Source organism: Brachybacterium sp. Z12 (assembly GCF_014400405.1).
In the GTDB taxonomy this organism is placed as follows: domain Bacteria; phylum Actinomycetota; class Actinomycetes; order Actinomycetales; family Dermabacteraceae; genus Brachybacterium.
Map to the genome: position 1 here is coordinate 658,037 of NZ_CP060496.1, position 14,978 is coordinate 673,014.

The following is a 14,978-nucleotide window of genomic DNA, read 5'->3' on the forward strand; positions in this document are numbered from 1 at the left end:
CTTCAGTGACGATCGGGTGCGCGGCGCACGGCAGGCCGAGTCGATGGCATTCGACGATGCAGTGCGAGGGCGCTGAACCGTAGGACTGCATCACCCCTTCACGCACAGCACCGTCTGCAGATGCGCGACCGGCTCCACCAGGTCGGACTGGTACTTCATCACCGCGTGCAGGTCCTTGTACGCTGAGGGGATCTCATCGAGCACGCCCTCGTCCTTGCGAGTCTCGATGCCCTCCGTCTGCCTCGCGAGGTCGCCGACGGTGAAGGTCTTCCGTGCGGCGTTCCGGCTCATCCTCCGCCCCGCCCCATGGGAGGCCGAGTAGAACGAGTCTGGGTTGGCGAGCCCGCGCACGATGTACGAGCCCACGCCCATCGAGCCGGGGATGAGCGCCAGGTCGCCGTCGCGCGTGGAGATCGCGCCCTTGCGGGTGACCACCATGTCCTCCCCGTCGATCCGCTCGATCGAGACGTAGTTGTGGTGGCAGTTCACGGGCATGTCGAAGCGCACGCCGCGGCCGCGCGCGCCCCAGTGCTTCGCGACGGCGTCTTTGAGCAGGCCGATCATGATCTCGCGGGAGCGGGAGGCGTACTCCTGCGCCCACTGCACGTCCCGCACATAGGCGTCCATGCCGGGGAGTCGGCGAGGAACACGGCGAGGTTCTTGTCGCCGAGCTGCGCGTTGTGCTCCAGGCCCTTCGCGCGGGAGATATGCACCTCCGCGACCTCCTTGCCGATGTTGCGGGAGCCCGAGTGCAGGGTGATCCACACGCGCCCGTCACGACTGTCCACGCACAGCTCCGCGAAGTGGTTCCCGCCGCCCATCGTGCCGAGCTGCTTGCGCGCCTTCTTCTCCCGCTTCTGCACCTTCTCCGGCAGCGCGGAGAAGCCCTCCCAGAACTCCTCGAGGCCGGTTCGCGCGCCGAGGCGCGCGAGCTCGCTGCCCGAGATCGCCTCCTCGTGCGCCGCGAAGCCCACGGGGATCGCCGCTTCGATCGCGGAGCGGAGCGCGCCGAGGGCCTCGAGGTCCTCCTCGACCAGGTCGGTGCGCACGGCCGCGACGCCGCAGCCGATGTCCACGCCGACAGCGGCGGGGGAGACCGCGCCGCGCATCGCGATCACGCTGCCCACGGTGGCGCCGATCCCGAGATGGCAGTCGGGCATCACCCGCACGCCATGCACCCAGGGGAGGGAGGCGATGTTCCGCAGCTGCTTCAGCGCGGCCTCGTCGGTCTCCTCCTGAGGGAGCCACATCCTCACGGGAGCAGCGGTATCGGCCATGGTGATCGGGAGCTCGGTCCCCTCGGTGGCGGTCATGGTGCGCCTCCTTCCAGGCGGTGGAGCCCGACGGGCGGGGTCGGTTCTCCGCGTCGGGAGCGAAAATGAGTTCCCTAGGGATTGTCTCCCGCGACGGCTGCCAGGGGGTACGGCGGCCGGCTCGGCCGAGGGCAGCGCAGTGCAGTCCGGTCCTCAGGCCTCGTCCCATACCCTGTCCCACATGCACGGCCTCCTCTGCCTCGACCTCGGCACCTCCTCCGCGAAGGCCGCATTGATCGACCTCGTCGGGCGCACGATCGCCGCCGCGAGCGCCGAGTACCCCACCCGTCACACTGCGGACGGTGGCGCGGAGCAGGACCCCGCCGACTGGGTGCGCGCCGCACGCGCCGCGATCTCGCGGGCCCTCCCTCCGTCGGCCCAGGTGGATGCGCTGTGCCTCACCGGCCAGATGCAGGACCTGATCCTCGAGGGCGAGCACGGCGCAGTGCAGCCGGCCGTGCTCTACAACGACCTGCGGGCCGGTGCGGAGGCCGGCGAGATCCGCGCCGCCCTCGCCCGCGACGGCGAGGACTGGGACGCACTCACCGGGAACCTGCAGGACGCCGCCAGCTGCGCCGCGATGTTCCGCCGCCTCACCCGCCTCAGCCCCGAGACCACCGCGCTCACCCGCAGCATCACCTTCGGCCCCGCAGGCCACCTCGCCCACGCCCTCGGTGCCGGGCTGCACTGCGACCTGACGACCGCTTCGGCCACGGGGCTGCTCGATGCCCGCACCCGTGACTGGTCGCCCGCCGTCACCCGAGCCGCCGGCATCGACGAGGCGCTGCTCCCACGCCTGACCACCGAGGCCGGAGAGGTCGTGGGCCGTACCGACGAGAGCGCCCGCGACCTCCTCGGCCTGCCCGCCGGCGTGCCGATCGTGCTCGCCCCCGGCGACGCGGGCGCCGCCACGCTCGGCATCACGGGTCTCCGGCCCGGCCAGGACCACGCCTCGCTCGGCACCAGCGGCTGGATCGCGAGCGTGCGGCCCGCACAGCCGGCGCCCGCAGCCGACGATGCCTCGCACCGCCTGGCCCTCGGCGGGGGCGCCGAGCTGCACATCTCCGCGATCCTCGCCGGCGGCGCCGCTGCCGCCTGGGCGCGGGAGGCCTACCTGGGCGGCGCCGACGCCCAGAGCGCCGACCACCGGCTCATCGAGCGTGAGCGCGAGCATGGTCGCGGGCCGACGGGTCTGCTCGTCCTGCCGTCCCTCGGCGGGGAACGGTTCCCCGTCCGGGACGGGTCGCTGCGTGGTGCGGTGCTCGGGATCGACGCCTCCACCGGGCCGGCGGACCTCTACGCCGCGACTCTCGAAGGCGTCGCCCTCGCGCTTTCGCATGCGCTCGATCCCGCTGATGCGGGGCGGGTTCTTCCCGTTGTCGGCGGAGGAGCGGCGTCCGCGCCGTGGCGGCGGACCCTCGCCGACGTCACCGGACGCCCGGTGCTCCTGGCCGATGGCACGGACGCGACCCTGCTCGGCGCCGCGCTCGCCGGAGCGCAGGCGCTCGGCGTGGAGCACCGCATCGCCCCGCTCGCCGCGCAGGGCGGGGAGGTGATCGAGCCGGACCCGTCGGCCGCAGCGGCCTATGCCGAGCTGCGACCGGTGCACCGGAAGATGTATGACGCGGTGGCGGCACTGGCGAGCTGAGCAGACGCCCGCAGCTGACAATCAGGTTGCTCGCCGGCACCGCGTCCCTGTCACGCTCAGCCCTTCGGGGCCGGGTACTTCACTCGCGTTTTCTCCAGCTTTTCCAGCACGATCTGGTCCGGGTCGAGCTCCAACCGCATCGCGAGCTGGTAGCAATAGGTGAGGACATCGGCGAGCTCATCACGGACCTCGGCAAGATCCGCCTCCTCGCCCCACTGGTAATGCTCCAGCAGCTCAGCCGCTTCGATCGAGATCGACTTGGCGAGATTCGCGGGAGTGTGGAACTGGGCCCAGTTCCGTTCGGCGGCGAAAGCGCGGAGTGCGGACAGGACGGTGTCGTCGACCATGCGCGCACGCTAGCACTCACGATCAGATGATCCCGGCCTATCCGAGATAGGGTGCGAAGCCTGAACGGCGTGCTTGCATCGCCGTCGGCCGCTGCGTCCCCTCGACGGGGCCCACCCCTTTTCTTGCCCTCCTCGGCGACCCCGAGGTCACGATCTTCCCTAAGGAGCGCTCATGAGCGTCCCCCGCCTTCTCGACCACATCGTCATCGCCGGTCCCGACCTGGCCGAGCTCGTGGACTGGTTCCGCGAGCTGACCGGTGTCACCGCCGCGCCCGGCGGCACCCACCCCACCGGGACCGCCAACGCGCTGGTGGCGCTGACCGTGAACGGTGAGCCGCGGCCGCACTACCTCGAGCTGATCGGCCCCGATCCCGAGCGCGAGGAGGAGGAGCTGCCGAAGACCTTCAGCATCAACCGGCTGAAGAAGCCCACCCTCATCACCTACGCCGTGCACCCCGAGGGCATCGACCAGGTCGTCGAGCGGGCCCGTGCCGAAGGCTTCGACCCCGGCGACGTGGAGGAGCTCTCCCGCCGTGCCCCGGACGGCACCGAGCTCACCTGGCGGCTCACCCAGGCGCAGGCCCCCGCAACTACGGCGTCCCCTTCCTCATCGACTGGGGCACCACCGATCAGCCGGGCCTCGGCGACCTGCCCTCGATCGAGCTGGTCTCCTTCGACCGGGTCGAGGTCAACCCCGGGCCGCAGCAGAAGTCCAACGACGCGCTCGGGCTCGGTGACGGGATCGCCGAGATCCGGGAGGGCCGCGGCTCCCGCTTCGTGCTGACCCTGCGTACCGAGGACGGGCGCGAGATCGAGATCTGAGGGAGCGGGCCGACGGCCGCACTCATGGGCAGTCGATCCCGGCCCCAGGACCCGATCACTGAGCGGGCGGGATGCAGAGCCGGTCCGGGCTCCCGTCAGCCCTCCTGCGAAAGATCGATCCCGCGCAGCTTTGCCTGCAGCGCCCGCACCTCGTCGCTGAGCCCGCGGTCAGGGCCGGCGACCTCGATGCCCGGAGCGACCGTCTGCACCGGCAGCGGCGCGACCGGCCCCGAGGCGAGGCCCCACCGTTTGAGCCAACCCGACAGCTGCGCGCTGCTGCTGGCGTACACGATCCGGCCCAGGCCCACCCAGGCGTGGGCGGCCGCGCACATCGGGCAGTGCTCACCGGAGGTGTAAACCGTCGCCCGGGCCCGCTCCTCCGGGCTCAGATGCGCCGCCGCCCAGCGGGCTATAGCGAACTCGGGATGCTGGGTGGCGTCCCCGCCGGAGACACGGTTGCGGTCGGCGAACAGCTCCGTCCCGTCGGCGCCGACGAGGAGGGACCCGAAGGGCTCGTCCCCGGCTTCGAGCGCCTCCCGGGCGAGGCCCACGCAGCGGGCGAGACGCGAACGGTCTGCAGCAGTGAGGGAGTTCGTCATGCGGCCACCACATCACACCTGCCCTCCGCCTGCACTGCAGAGTCCCGGAGGAGGATTTCAGCGTGCACCCGAGGAGGGGTACATCCACTGCGGCATCGCGCTGATCATCTCTCTCGCCAGCTCGGCGGCGGGGCGCTTATCGTCGGTACGCAGGTAGTGCATCACCATGCCCAGCACGCTGCCGCCGATCGCGGCGGCATGCAGCTCCAGCTCGGTCTCGGACTGCTCCGGTCGGATCGCCTCGACCACGGACCGGGTGCTCTGGGTAAACCTGTTCATCGCGTGCACGACCACTCCGCCGACCCGGTCGGAGAGCAGGATTCCCTGGTACAACTCGCGGTTGTCGAGGATCGACGTCAGCAGCACCTCGACCGCGTACTGCGGCAGGGACCTCTGCGCAGATCCCGTGGCTGCTCGTGCCCGCAGATCGAGCGCTGTCGCCTCGGAGAGCAGGCCGTCCAGCACGAACAGCGAAAGCTCGTCGACGCTCGCGAAATGCTCGTAGAACCCGCTGCGGCTCAGTCCGGCCTCCTGCGCGATCCGCGTGGCGGAGGCCTTCCTGAAGCCTTCTGTGCGCACCACCCGTGAGAGCGCCTCGACCAGCTGGCGCTGTGAAGCGGTGGCGCGGGCGTCGGAGGAATGCAGGCGGGCGGCTCGGGCGGAGCCTCGTCGTGGAGCGGTCATGCCTGGTAGTGTAAACAGCGTAACAACACAGGTGTGCAGCAACAGCCCGTTCCGGGCGGTCGCGCTGAGGCGACCGACACCGCAGGACTGGCACGGAGAGCCCGGCGACCGCACCACCCGGGGCTCCTCGTGGCATCTGTTCAGCAGCTGTTTCTCGATGAAGAGGTATATGCAGTGGACAACGACATTTTCGACTACATCATCGTGGGGACCGGTGCGGGCGGGGCGACCCTGGCCGACGGGCTCAGCAAGCGGACCAAAGACTCGGTGCTGGTCCTGGAGAGCGGCGGCAGCGACTGGGATCCGCTGATCCATATCCCGAAGGGCTTCTTCTTCCTCTATGGCGGCAAGAAGTACTCCTTCTACTACGAGCCGACCACCCCGCAGAACTCCGAGTTCAAGGACTCTTGGCAGCGCGGCCGGGTCGCCGGGGCTCCACCTCGCTGAACGGTCTGCAGTACGACCGTGCCGGGCAGCACTACTGGGACTCGGTAGCCGCCGTCACCGACGACCGCTGGAGCTGGGCCAACGTCCTGGACGCCTATCGGGAGATCGAGGACCACGAGCTCGGAGCCTCTCCGACGCGCGGTGCCGGCGGTCCGCTGCACGTCCACGTCAGCCGCAAGGAGGAGCCGCTCACGAGGGCGATCATCGACGCCGCCGAGAGCTACGGCCTGCCCTTCACCGAGGACGTGAACTCACGACGGCGAGAGGATCGGCTTCATGCCGATCATCACCAAGAACGGCCGGCGGTGGAACACCGCCCGTTCCTTCCTCGCCCAGGCCAGGAAGCGCAAGCACGTCACCTACCAGAGCCATGCTCACGGTGTGCGGGTCCTGTTCGACGGCAACCGCGCCACCGGCCTGGAGACCCTGGTCAAGGGCAAGCGGCGCCTGTTCCGTGCGCGTAAAGAGATCATCCTCGCCGGCGGCACCATGGAAACGCCGATGCTGCTGGAGCGCTCCGGGATCGGGGCGGGAGAGGTGATCAAGCGCATCGGGGTGCCGCTGCTGGCCGAGAACCCGAACGTCGGTGAGCACGCGGTCGAGCAGCGCATGTTCGCCGCCCAGTGGAAGATCAGCAAACAGATGGGATTGAACGAGCAGCTCTCCACCCAGATGGCGCAGATGAGGACCGGAGCGAAGTACCTGATCGAACGCGACGGGATCATTTCCACCGGTGCCTACGAGCTGGCGGCCGTCGCCAAATCTGATCCCTCGCTGCCGGTCGCGGACCTGTGGCTGCAGTTCAACCCGTTCATGAACGACATCTCTGGCGCCGGTTTCGGGGTCGGTGCCGATCCGGGCTTCAGCGCCGCTGGCTATCTGCGCCAGCCGACTACCGAGAGCTCGGTCCACGCGACCAGTGCGGATCCCTTCGCCCCTGCTGAGATCGTCGCGAACTACCTCGAGCACGAGAGCGAGCAGGTCGCGCAGCACCGTCTCTTGGAAGCCTTCCGCGGGATCGCCTCGCAGAGCCCGCTCGCGGACATGATCGACGAGGAGCAGGTGCCCGGGCCCGCAGTGCAGACCCGTGAGGACGCGATCGCGCATTCCTGGGCCAGCAGCCACGCGCTCCATGCCTGCGGCACCGCGCGGATGGGCTCCGGGGACGACTCGGTGGTGGACGGCTCGTTGCGCGTGCGCGGGGTCGAGGGGCTCCGAGTGGCCGACGCCTCCGTGCTCCCGAGCCAGCCTGGCAACACGATGGCACCGGCCATCGGCATCGGCGCCATGGCTGCGCGGATCATCGCCGCAGAGGCCTGAGGGCTGCCGGTCGTGCACGGCGCCCTGTCCAGTCAGTTAGCGGGGCAGGGCGCCGTCTCCTCGCGACCTGGTCGCGACGCTCACCCCCGCTCCGCGAGCTCCGGTGGGCTGTAGAGCATCGAGAGCGGCTGCGCCTCTCGACCCTGCGCGAGCTGTGTCGCGGTGCGGCCGATGAATCGCATCAACGAGCGGGAGAGATGGGGCTGGTCGTAGAAGCCGAGATCGTGCACCACCTGCAGGATCGGCGCCCCGGCGGAGAGGCGCAGCGCCGCCTCCCGGGCCCGGGCGATCTGCCGGATCAAACCCAGACTGAGGCCGGTCGTCGCCGACACCCGCCGCTGCACAGTGCGCGCAGAGACGTCCGGGCTCCCGCCGTCGAGCGCCTCGGCGACCACCGGATCACGCACCAGGATCTCGGCCTCGACCAGCTGCTGCACGAAGCGTTCCGCGGTGTCGTACCCCGGGAGCGGCCACGCCTGGCCGGCCAGCTCGAGCGTGCCACCCGTGACCGGGCGCGGTGGGGCCTGCGCATCGACCAGCGCTGAGACGGGCAGATGCGGCATATGCACGCCGTGCGCGAAGAGGATCCCCGCTGAGCGCGAGTCTTGCGGCACGGGGGCGATGCTCGCCCGCGTCTCGGGACCGCGCACCGCGCTCAGCAGCAGCTGCTCACCCTCGTTCCACACCACCAGCTCCCACATCGAGTTCGCGACCGACGTCATCGTCTCCACGCCCCGCGAATGCGCCCGCCACACCCGCGCGATGTGCGGCGAGGGCGAGGGCCGGTGCTCGATGTCGATCACGATGGCGGCGGAGCGGCAGGGGGCATGCACTCATCATGCGCGCGACGCCGCTGGGCGGCCAGAGGGTTGCCCGCGCTGGTGTCGTTCCCGTACAAGACCCGCCCGCGACCGTCGGCCGACACTCGAAGCTCCGGGATCGACGAGGAGCGACCATGAAACTGACCGTGAACACCTTCCTGACCCTCGACGGCGTCATGCAGGCGCCCGGCGGCGCCGAGGAGGACACCTCCGGCGGTTTCACCGCCGGAGGCTGGCAGGTGCCGTATACGGCCGACGACGACTTCGGCGAGATCGTCACCTCCTGGCTCCAGAGCCCGCACACGGCCCTGCTGGGCCGGAACACCTTCGAGACGTTCCGCGCCTTCTGGCCGCAGGTCGACGACAGCGATCCCGTGGCTCGCGCGATCAACCACGGCAAGCGCTACGTCGTCGCCCATGCCGGCTACGATCCGGGCTGGGGCGAGACCACCGTCATCGACAGCGCCGATCCCCTGCCCGCGATCGCACGTCTCAAAGAAGACGGGGAGGGCGAGCTCAAGGTCAGCGGCAGCGCCCAGCTCGTCGCCGCCCTCCACGAGGCCGGGATGATCGATGAGTACCACCTGATCGTCTTCCCCGTCGTGGTCGGAGGCGGCAAGAAGCTCTTCGCCGATGGGGCCCCGCCTCGCGGCTTCCAGGTCCGCAGCAGCCGCGTCACGGCCAGCGGCGCGGTGCTGCTCGTGCTCACCCCCGAGCCGTTCCGCACCGGCGACTACGTGGTCGAGGACGGCAAGGACGTCGCCCGGCTCGAGTGACGAGGGCACCGCGGCGCACGTCCCTCCTGCCCTTGGTCCCAGCGGGCACGGAGGTGCTCGTGCTTCGATGAGGGCACTCGAAGTCATCGCTCCCACCACCGGGAGCTCAACGAAGGAGCCAGAGGATGAGCGACGTCCTGGTCGTGATCGGTGTCGGTGGAATGGGAGAGGCGATCGCCCGCCGGTCCGGGGCCGGAAAGCAACTGCTGCTGGCCGACTTCGACGACGCGGCGCTCGGTCGTGTAGCCGAGGCGCTCACCGGCGACGGCTACGCCGTGACCACGCAGAGCGTCGATGTGTCCTCGCGCGAGTCCGTCGCTGCGCTCGCCGCCGCGGCCGCTGAGCTCGGCGCAGTCACCGGTGTGGTCCACACCGCCGGCCTCTCGCCCATGCAGGCGCCGGCAGCGGCGATTCTCGCCGTCGACCTGTACGGCGTGGCCGTGAGCCTCGAGGAGTTCGGAAAGGTCATCGCCCCCGGTGGTTCCGGGGTGGTCATCGCGAGCATGGCCGGCAGCTTCACCGTCGGCCGCTTCCCCGCGGAGATGGAGCAGGCCCTCACCCACACCCCCGCCGAGGAGCTGCTCTCCCTGCCCTTCGTGCAGGAGGGTGCGGTCCCGGACCCGGGTGTCGCGTACAGCATCTCCAAGCGCGCCAACCAGCTGCGCGTGCAGAGTGCCGCCACCCAATGGGGCGAGCGCGGTGCCCGCGTGAACAGCATCAGCCCGGGCGTGATCGCCACCCCCATGGGTCAGCAGGAGCTGGCCGGTTCCAGCGGCGAGAGCATGCGCGGCATGGTCGCCGGCTCCGGGACCGGACGCCTCGGAACCCCCGCCGACATCGCCGCCAGCGCCGCGTTCCTGCTCGGCCCGGACTCCACCTTCATCACCGGCACCGACCTGCTGGTCGACGGCGGCGTGGTCGCCGCGGTGCGCACCGGCGCGGTCACGCTGCCCGGCGCCTGAGGGAACGCAGAGCTTCAATAGGTGGAGTGGCAGGCGCGCGACCCTGGGCCAGTGGGCAGTGCGGCCTCACGGCTCCGGTGCCGGGCGCAGCCCTCCAGCCACTCGCGGGTGGCGCGGATATGAGCGGTCGCCGCGAGCTGTGCGCGCACCGGGTCACGGTCCCGGACCGCCTCGGCGATCCGTCGATGCTCGTGGTCGCTCATCTCCTTGAGCTCGGCGGCGTCGTCGCGCTCGAACACCCGGTAGTGGCGCCCGCGCTGCCGCATGGACCGCAGCACCGCTGCGATCGCCTCGTTGCGCGCCCCCGTGGCGAGCAGCTCGTGGAAGGCGTCGTCCAGCGCTGAGCCGTCATCCTCCCAGGACCGAGCGGCGAGATCCTCGGCGATTTCCAGCAGCCGGGCCCGCTCAGCGTCATCGAAGCGCGCGGCGGCCTGCGCCGCCGCGAATCCCTCGAGCAGCTGACGGATCTCGAACAGGCCCAGGTACTCCTCCAGCGGGAGCAGCGGGATGGTCACGCCGAGACCGGACATGACCGTCTGCGCGGTGAGGGCGGAGACATAGGTGCCGGCGCCGGTGCGGGACGTGAGCACGCCGGCAAAGCCGAGCATCTTCTGCGCCTCGCGCAGGGAGCTGCGGGAGACGTCGAACTTCGTGAACAGCTGGAACGAACTGTTCCTCTCCGTGACCCTCATCCACAGCAGCGACAAGCGCACCATCCCCACCGCGCTGAACGGCTTCATCACCAGCTTCAACATCGAGTGGGGACCGCTGTCCGCAGCAGCCGTGCTGACGGTCTTCCCCACCATGATCCTGTTCGGGGTCGCCTCGAAGTGGATCGTGGCCGGCCTGACGGCGGGTGCCACGAAGGGCTGAGGCGGCAGCGGCTCGGTGGTTCGGCCTGGGCCGTCGCTCACCGACCGGCGAACACCGCGGTGGTCACCGCCGTCTCTTCGGGGTCGCCCATGTCCGTCGAGCGCTGCACCGTCCACGGCTCACCGCGGTCGAAGGTGTCGCCGATCATCTCGGGCGTCAGCAGCTCGGAGCCGTCATCGCAGCGGTACCAGCTGAACATGCCCTCCCAGTGCTGGTCATGGTCGTGGGAGATCGTCGCGCAGACCGCGCCGTCGGGCAGCTCCACCAGCAGCGGCAGAGCCTCGTCGTCCCGCGGCTCCAACTGCTCGGGCGCGGTGGGGGAGTCGAACTCGATGGCTTGCTTGCCGACGGGATCGACGATGCACTGCACGGTCCCGCCCTCGAGCGCACACGCCTGGGCACCCGCGGCCGTGGGCCCGCAGACGAACAGATCCTCCTGCTCGGCGTACTGCGAGGGGTAGCCGCCGCCCATCTCGCACAGGTCCTCCTCAACCCGCTCGATGTTCCACGAGCCATCGATCCACAACGACTCGATCACGGTGCCGCGCGACTCGGGATCATCGCTGCCGCTCTCGTCCTGCTTGGGCGCCGAGTCGTCCTCGGTGGGGAGCCCTCCTCGGTGGCCGGCTGCTCCTTCTCCGCGGGCTCCGTCTCGGCGGGGGTCTGCTCCTGGGGGGGCGTCGCCGGCGGAGGGATCCTCGGCGGGATCGCCAGGGCCGCAGGCGGCGAGGCCGACGGCGAGGACGGGAGCGGCGAGGAATGCGAGAAGACGGCGAAGGTTCATGACGCCATTGTGGTCGGTGCGGTGGGAAGGCCCTCCCACACGCCGCGGCGCAGCATCTCCCATGCAGCTGTCCCGTTGGATGCCGGGATCTCCAGCCCCAGCAGCCCCGCGAACGTCGCCGCCTGATCCACCACGCTCACCCCTCCAGATGCACCCCGGGATGATGTCGGGACCGGCGGCGATCATCAGTGGCGGGATCCCCGCCTCCGGGAAGCCGCCGTGCGCGGAGCGCGGCCCGGTGTACTCCTGCTGGAAGCGGCTGACCACTGCCTCACCCCGCCAGCGCGGCTGGATCACCGTGCCGTCGGCCCCCTCGAGGATCGCGACGAACGGACCCTCGAAGCCATGGGCGGCCTTCACCTCGTCGGCGCTGTGCATGGCGGCGATCGGCACCGCCGGCTCCAGCACCCACTCCTCGAGCACACCCAGCACCCGGGCGCGCACCGCCTCGCCGGCACCCTCCCGCAGATGCACCTGACCGGTCAGCCCGGCCGGATGCACCCAGGCATCCCACGAGGTCACCGCGCCGTCGGCATCCACCCGGATCAGCCCCGCCTCGGCCAGCAGGACGTTCGGCGCCACCGCCTGGACCACATCGGTGTGTCCATGATCGGAGCTGAGGACGATGTTCGTGCTCTCGAGCGTCCCGGCCTGCTCGAGCGCCTCGAGCAGCACCTGCAGCCCGGCATCCACCGAGACCAGCGCCTCCCTGGTCTCCTCCGAGCCCACCCCGGTGCGGTGGCGGGCCTTGTCCACCGCGAGCACATGGGAGAAGACCACCTCGGCCGAACGCTCCGCGAGCACCTCCGCAGTGAGCGCGATCGCGAACCGGTCGTAGTCCGGGCCCGGCGTCCAGGTGAGGGCGTCGCGATGCTTGTCGAACAGGGCCGGGAACGCCTCTGCGGAGGAGACCGGTGCGAACACCGGGCGCGGATCGGACCAGTCCTCCGGATCCCAGATCACCGGGACCAGCACGTCGATGTCCGCACCCGCGGTGCCCGGCCAGAAGAAGCTCGCCGTACGCAGCCCCTGCGCCTTCGCGAGGTCGAAGAGGGTGGGGCAGCCCAGATCCTCCGCGTACCAGAACCAGTCAGTCGGTGCCTTCCCTGGCTCCATCTTCGTGTTGCCGTACACGCCATGCCCGGAGACGGTGCGCCCTGTGATCAGCGAGACGTGGTTGGGGTAGGTCAGCGCCGGCAGCACGCTGCGGGCCGAGGCGAAGGAGCCGGCTTCCAGCAGCCGCCGGAACGCCGGCAGGGTGCGCAGGAACGGCAGATCGGTCAGGCACATGCCATCGACCGAGAGGACCAGCAGGTTGTGAGGCACGAGAACGCCTTCGATGCGGAGGGATGCGCTGCGCAGGAGCGCGAGCGGGCGTGACCGTACCGCGCACAAAGGGCCAGGACGCGGCCGCCAGATGAACGCTCAGGCGCTGACCGGCACCGCGGACGGAGCTGCCCAGATCATGTCGCCGCGCCACGGCAGCAGCGTGCTCGTCATGATGGAGGCATGCCGAAGACGACGCCGCGCCGCTCCCCGAACCCCCATGGCCACGCAACGCCCTCGCCCGGTGTCCGGCAGCGGGACACCTCCCCGGGCGACTTCCCCGGGAGCGGCTCGGCTCTCTTCTCGCACGCCCCGGCTCCCACCCACGCCGCCGCGAGCCCGGACCCCACCCTCGATGAGCCCGGCTGGCCGTGGTTCCTCCCGGAGGACGAGCTGCCGCACGAGGCGCTCGACGGGAGGGTCGACGCCGAACAGGACCCGGCCGGAGCGGCCGCCAACTATGCACGGATCCCGCTGGTGCGGGACGCGGTGCGACTCCTCGACTTCGTGGGCGAGGGCCGCCAGGTCACCTCCACCGGCGCGCTCCGCCTGGCAGATGTCCGCGCCCTGATCCAGCAGTGGCAGCTCGACCTCAGCGGGCCGGCACTGACTTCGATGTGGCAGGTCGGCACGATCGTCGGCCCCTGGAACGCGCTCGTCTCCGGACGGTGGTTGGAGCTGACCAGTGCCCGCGTACGGCCCGGACCGGGCCTGGTGCCCGCCGTTCTGGAGCAGGAGGATCCCGACGGTTTCGTCCGCTTCGCGAGGGCCCTGCTCACCCTGCTGATCCTGGACGCCCTGCAGCAGGGACCGCAGGAGGGCGGGCTGGTAGGCGGGCCGGACACCTTCGCCGCTCTGACGCGCACCCTGGCACCGGGAGGTCTCCTGCTCCCGGAGACGGTGCGTGACGCGATGGACCGCGACCAGGTCCCGAAGACCCCGGACGGGGATCTCGATATGGACGAGGTGGAGCGCTACTGGGTCACCCAGCGCGACCTCGTCACGCTCGCCACCTACGGCGTGCTCCACGCGGAGGTCGCTCCAGCAGAGGAAGGCATTCGGTTCCATGGCACCGTCGAGGTGATCCTCGAAGCCTTCAGCGCGCTCGAGATGCTGAACGAGCTCGACGGCTCGCAGTGAGCGCTCCCGAGGCGCCTATGCGTTCCCGCGGGAACGCTCGGCAGCCCTCCCCGCCCCGCCCTCCGTCGGGCGCGACACGCGCGCCGAGATCACCGATCTCTTTCACCGGTGAACGAGATCGGTGATCTCGGCGCGCGCAAGGCCGTGTTATGGCTCGCCGTGCGGTGAAGGTGCGGCGTAGTCAAGGTGCAGCGTGGTGAAGGTCCGGCGTGGTGGAGGGTCGGCATGGTGACGGTCCGGCATGGTGAAGGTGAAGCGCGGTGAAGAGCGCGCTGCTCGGCGTCGCGATCCAGGTGCTCTGACCCGTTGGGCGGCTCGAGAGGTCCCGAACCGGGGAGCGGGGCATTCAGCGCCGCCAGAAGAAGCAGTGAGTGACGCCGCTCGGCGCGGTGACCTGCTCGAGATGGAAGCGGTCCTCAAGCTCCTCCGGCCGGTCCCACAGCCGCAGTCCGGTCCCGTATTCCAGCGGCGCGATCGCCACGTGCATCTCGTCGATGAGGTCCGCCTCGAGGAACTGACGCACCGTGCTGACGCCGCCGCCGATACGCACGTCCTTGCCGTCGGCCGCAGCCTTCGCCTGCTCGAGGGCTGCGGACGGGGTGGCATCGACGAAATGGAAGGTGGTCTCCCCGACGGTCAGCGGCGGCCGAGGGTGATGGGTGAGCACGAACACCGGGGTGTGGAACGGCGGCTCCTCGCCCCACCAGCCCTTCCAGCCGTCCTCGGGCCAGGGCCCGCGCTGCGGGCCGAACTTGTGCCGACCCATGATCTCGGCGCCGATGCCATGGGCGAAGTCGCGGGTCAGGTAGTCCTCAAGGCCGCGGCTGCCACCGGGGTCGGTACGGCCGGGAAAGTGCGCGGTGCCGAAGGCCCAGGCCATCAGGTCGCCAGGGTCGACGTGGCCGAACGGCCGCTCCAGAGTCTGCTTCTGGCCGGCACCGATGCCGTCGCGGGAGACGGTGAAGTTCTGGACGCACACGCGCTGCGTCATCAGGAGGTCCTCTCGGTGGGGAGCGGGGCACCCAGCATGCGCTTCGCCGACGCGGCTGTCACCCTTCCCCGCCTACCCCGCACACGCCGGTGGCGGCCCCACCATGTGGAGCCGCCACCGAGGAC

Annotated in this window: 15 protein-coding genes and 2 pseudogenes; 9 read left to right on the forward strand and 8 right to left on the reverse strand. The window is 70.5% G+C overall.

Annotated elements, in window-relative coordinates; all coding sequences use genetic code 11:
- Positions 1 to 90: 90 nt before the first annotated feature.
- A pseudogene (locus tag H3H54_RS03535) lies at positions 91 to 1,277 on the reverse strand (RtcB family protein).
- A gap of 217 nt (positions 1,278 to 1,494) precedes the next feature.
- Between H3H54_RS03535 and H3H54_RS03540 the strand changes: the two are divergent.
- Positions 1,495 to 2,961 carry an FGGY family carbohydrate kinase gene (locus H3H54_RS03540; RefSeq protein WP_262425538.1) on the forward strand — a complete coding sequence of 489 codons (1,467 nt, stop codon included), beginning with the start codon at positions 1,495 to 1,497 and terminating at the stop codon, positions 2,959 to 2,961.
- A 56-nt stretch (positions 2,962 to 3,017) separates the two neighbouring features.
- Here the strand turns inward: H3H54_RS03540 and H3H54_RS03545 are convergent, their stop codons facing one another.
- Positions 3,018 to 3,308: a nucleotide pyrophosphohydrolase gene (locus tag H3H54_RS03545; protein WP_262425539.1), complete on the reverse strand. Its 291-nt coding sequence runs from the start codon at positions 3,306 to 3,308 to the stop codon at positions 3,018 to 3,020.
- A 172-nt stretch (positions 3,309 to 3,480) separates the two neighbouring features.
- On the opposite strand from H3H54_RS03545, the gene H3H54_RS03550 reads away from it, so the two are divergent.
- Positions 3,481 to 4,092 carry a VOC family protein gene (locus H3H54_RS03550; RefSeq protein WP_262425540.1) on the forward strand — a complete coding sequence of 204 codons (612 nt, stop codon included), beginning with the start codon at positions 3,481 to 3,483 and terminating at the stop codon, positions 4,090 to 4,092.
- 133 nt (positions 4,093 to 4,225) lie between these two features.
- Here the strand turns inward: H3H54_RS03550 and H3H54_RS03555 are convergent, their stop codons facing one another.
- Together H3H54_RS03555 and H3H54_RS03560 are read right to left on the reverse strand one after the other, a co-directional pair.
- Positions 4,226 to 4,729, reverse strand: a complete 504-nt coding sequence (locus tag H3H54_RS03555) for a nucleoside deaminase (protein WP_262425541.1) — start codon at positions 4,727 to 4,729, stop codon at positions 4,226 to 4,228.
- Positions 4,730 to 4,786: 57 nt separating this feature from the next.
- Positions 4,787 to 5,413, reverse strand: coding sequence for a TetR/AcrR family transcriptional regulator (locus H3H54_RS03560; protein ID WP_262425542.1), 627 nt, complete (start codon positions 5,411 to 5,413; stop codon positions 4,787 to 4,789).
- Between the two features lie 174 nt (positions 5,414 to 5,587).
- Between H3H54_RS03560 and H3H54_RS03565 the strand changes: the two genes are divergently transcribed.
- The 3 genes and pseudogenes from H3H54_RS03565 to H3H54_RS03570 all read left to right on the forward strand — a co-directional run bounded on the left by H3H54_RS03565 (position 5,588) and on the right by H3H54_RS03570 (position 7,180).
- Positions 5,588 to 5,860, forward strand: coding sequence for a GMC family oxidoreductase N-terminal domain-containing protein (locus H3H54_RS03565; RefSeq protein WP_262425543.1), 273 nt, complete (start codon positions 5,588 to 5,590; stop codon positions 5,858 to 5,860).
- A pseudogene (locus tag H3H54_RS19420) lies at positions 5,821 to 6,057 on the forward strand (hypothetical protein); the annotation flags it as partial. The gene H3H54_RS03565 and the pseudogene H3H54_RS19420, both read left to right, overlap by 40 nt.
- A gap of 70 nt (positions 6,058 to 6,127) precedes the next feature.
- Positions 6,128 to 7,180: a GMC family oxidoreductase gene (locus tag H3H54_RS03570; protein WP_395963711.1), complete on the forward strand. Its 1,053-nt coding sequence runs from the start codon at positions 6,128 to 6,130 to the stop codon at positions 7,178 to 7,180.
- An 80-nt stretch (positions 7,181 to 7,260) separates the two neighbouring features.
- Here H3H54_RS03570 and H3H54_RS03575 read toward each other — a convergent pair whose 3' ends face one another.
- On the reverse strand, positions 7,261 to 7,983 hold the full coding sequence (locus H3H54_RS03575) for a helix-turn-helix domain-containing protein (protein ID WP_262425545.1): 723 nt from the start codon (positions 7,981 to 7,983) through the stop codon (positions 7,261 to 7,263).
- A 152-nt stretch (positions 7,984 to 8,135) separates the two neighbouring features.
- Between H3H54_RS03575 and H3H54_RS03580 the strand changes: the two genes are divergently transcribed.
- A complete protein-coding gene (locus tag H3H54_RS03580) occupies positions 8,136 to 8,777 on the forward strand; it encodes a dihydrofolate reductase family protein (protein WP_262425546.1) in 642 nt (213 codons plus the stop codon).
- A gap of 125 nt (positions 8,778 to 8,902) precedes the next feature.
- On the forward strand, positions 8,903 to 9,739 hold the full coding sequence (locus tag H3H54_RS03585; RefSeq protein ID WP_262425547.1) for an SDR family oxidoreductase: 837 nt from the start codon (positions 8,903 to 8,905) through the stop codon (positions 9,737 to 9,739).
- 14 nt (positions 9,740 to 9,753) lie between these two features.
- Here H3H54_RS03585 and H3H54_RS03590 read toward each other — a convergent pair whose 3' ends face one another.
- Positions 9,754 to 10,431 carry a FadR/GntR family transcriptional regulator gene (locus tag H3H54_RS03590; RefSeq protein WP_262425548.1) on the reverse strand — a complete coding sequence of 226 codons (678 nt, stop codon included), beginning with the start codon at positions 10,429 to 10,431 and terminating at the stop codon, positions 9,754 to 9,756.
- Here H3H54_RS03590 and H3H54_RS03595 point away from each other — a divergent pair.
- Complete coding sequence (locus H3H54_RS03595) at positions 10,421 to 10,612, forward strand: hypothetical protein (protein ID WP_262425549.1); 192 nt, start codon at positions 10,421 to 10,423, stop codon at positions 10,610 to 10,612. The genes H3H54_RS03590 and H3H54_RS03595 overlap by 11 nt on opposite strands.
- Before the next feature lie 37 nt (positions 10,613 to 10,649).
- Here the strand turns inward: H3H54_RS03595 and H3H54_RS03600 are convergent, their stop codons facing one another.
- Positions 10,650 to 12,722 carry an ectonucleotide pyrophosphatase/phosphodiesterase gene (locus H3H54_RS03600; RefSeq protein ID WP_262425550.1) on the reverse strand — a complete coding sequence of 691 codons (2,073 nt, stop codon included), beginning with the start codon at positions 12,720 to 12,722 and terminating at the stop codon, positions 10,650 to 10,652.
- 183 nt (positions 12,723 to 12,905) lie between these two features.
- On the opposite strand from H3H54_RS03600, the gene H3H54_RS03605 reads away from it, so the two are divergent.
- Positions 12,906 to 13,862, forward strand: a complete 957-nt coding sequence (locus H3H54_RS03605; protein ID WP_262425551.1) for a hypothetical protein — start codon at positions 12,906 to 12,908, stop codon at positions 13,860 to 13,862.
- A 346-nt stretch (positions 13,863 to 14,208) separates the two neighbouring features.
- Here H3H54_RS03605 and H3H54_RS03610 read toward each other — a convergent pair whose 3' ends face one another.
- Positions 14,209 to 14,853: a dihydrofolate reductase family protein gene (locus H3H54_RS03610; protein WP_262425552.1), complete on the reverse strand. Its 645-nt coding sequence runs from the start codon at positions 14,851 to 14,853 to the stop codon at positions 14,209 to 14,211.
- Positions 14,854 to 14,978: the final 125 nt, after the last annotated feature.

Excerpts from the sequence above, each read along its gene's own strand:
- H3H54_RS03540 (WP_262425538.1), top strand. The coding sequence starts at position 1,495 with ATGCACGGCCTCCTCTGCCTCGACCTCGGCACCTCCTCCGCGAAGGCC.
- H3H54_RS03545 (WP_262425539.1), bottom strand. The coding sequence starts at position 3,308 with ATGGTCGACGACACCGTCCTGTCCGCACTCCGCGCTTTCGCCGCCGAA.
- H3H54_RS03550 (WP_262425540.1), top strand. The coding sequence starts at position 3,481 with ATGAGCGTCCCCCGCCTTCTCGACCACATCGTCATCGCCGGTCCCGAC.
- H3H54_RS03555 (WP_262425541.1), bottom strand. The coding sequence starts at position 4,729 with ATGACGAACTCCCTCACTGCTGCAGACCGTTCGCGTCTCGCCCGCTGC.
- H3H54_RS03560 (WP_262425542.1), bottom strand. The coding sequence starts at position 5,413 with ATGACCGCTCCACGACGAGGCTCCGCCCGAGCCGCCCGCCTGCATTCC.
- H3H54_RS03580 (WP_262425546.1), top strand. The coding sequence starts at position 8,136 with ATGAAACTGACCGTGAACACCTTCCTGACCCTCGACGGCGTCATGCAG.
- H3H54_RS03585 (WP_262425547.1), top strand. The coding sequence starts at position 8,903 with ATGAGCGACGTCCTGGTCGTGATCGGTGTCGGTGGAATGGGAGAGGCG.
- H3H54_RS03590 (WP_262425548.1), bottom strand. The coding sequence starts at position 10,431 with ATGAGGGTCACGGAGAGGAACAGTTCGTTCCAGCTGTTCACGAAGTTC.
- H3H54_RS03605 (WP_262425551.1), top strand. The coding sequence starts at position 12,906 with ATGCCGAAGACGACGCCGCGCCGCTCCCCGAACCCCCATGGCCACGCA.
- H3H54_RS03610 (WP_262425552.1), bottom strand. The coding sequence starts at position 14,853 with ATGACGCAGCGCGTGTGCGTCCAGAACTTCACCGTCTCCCGCGACGGC.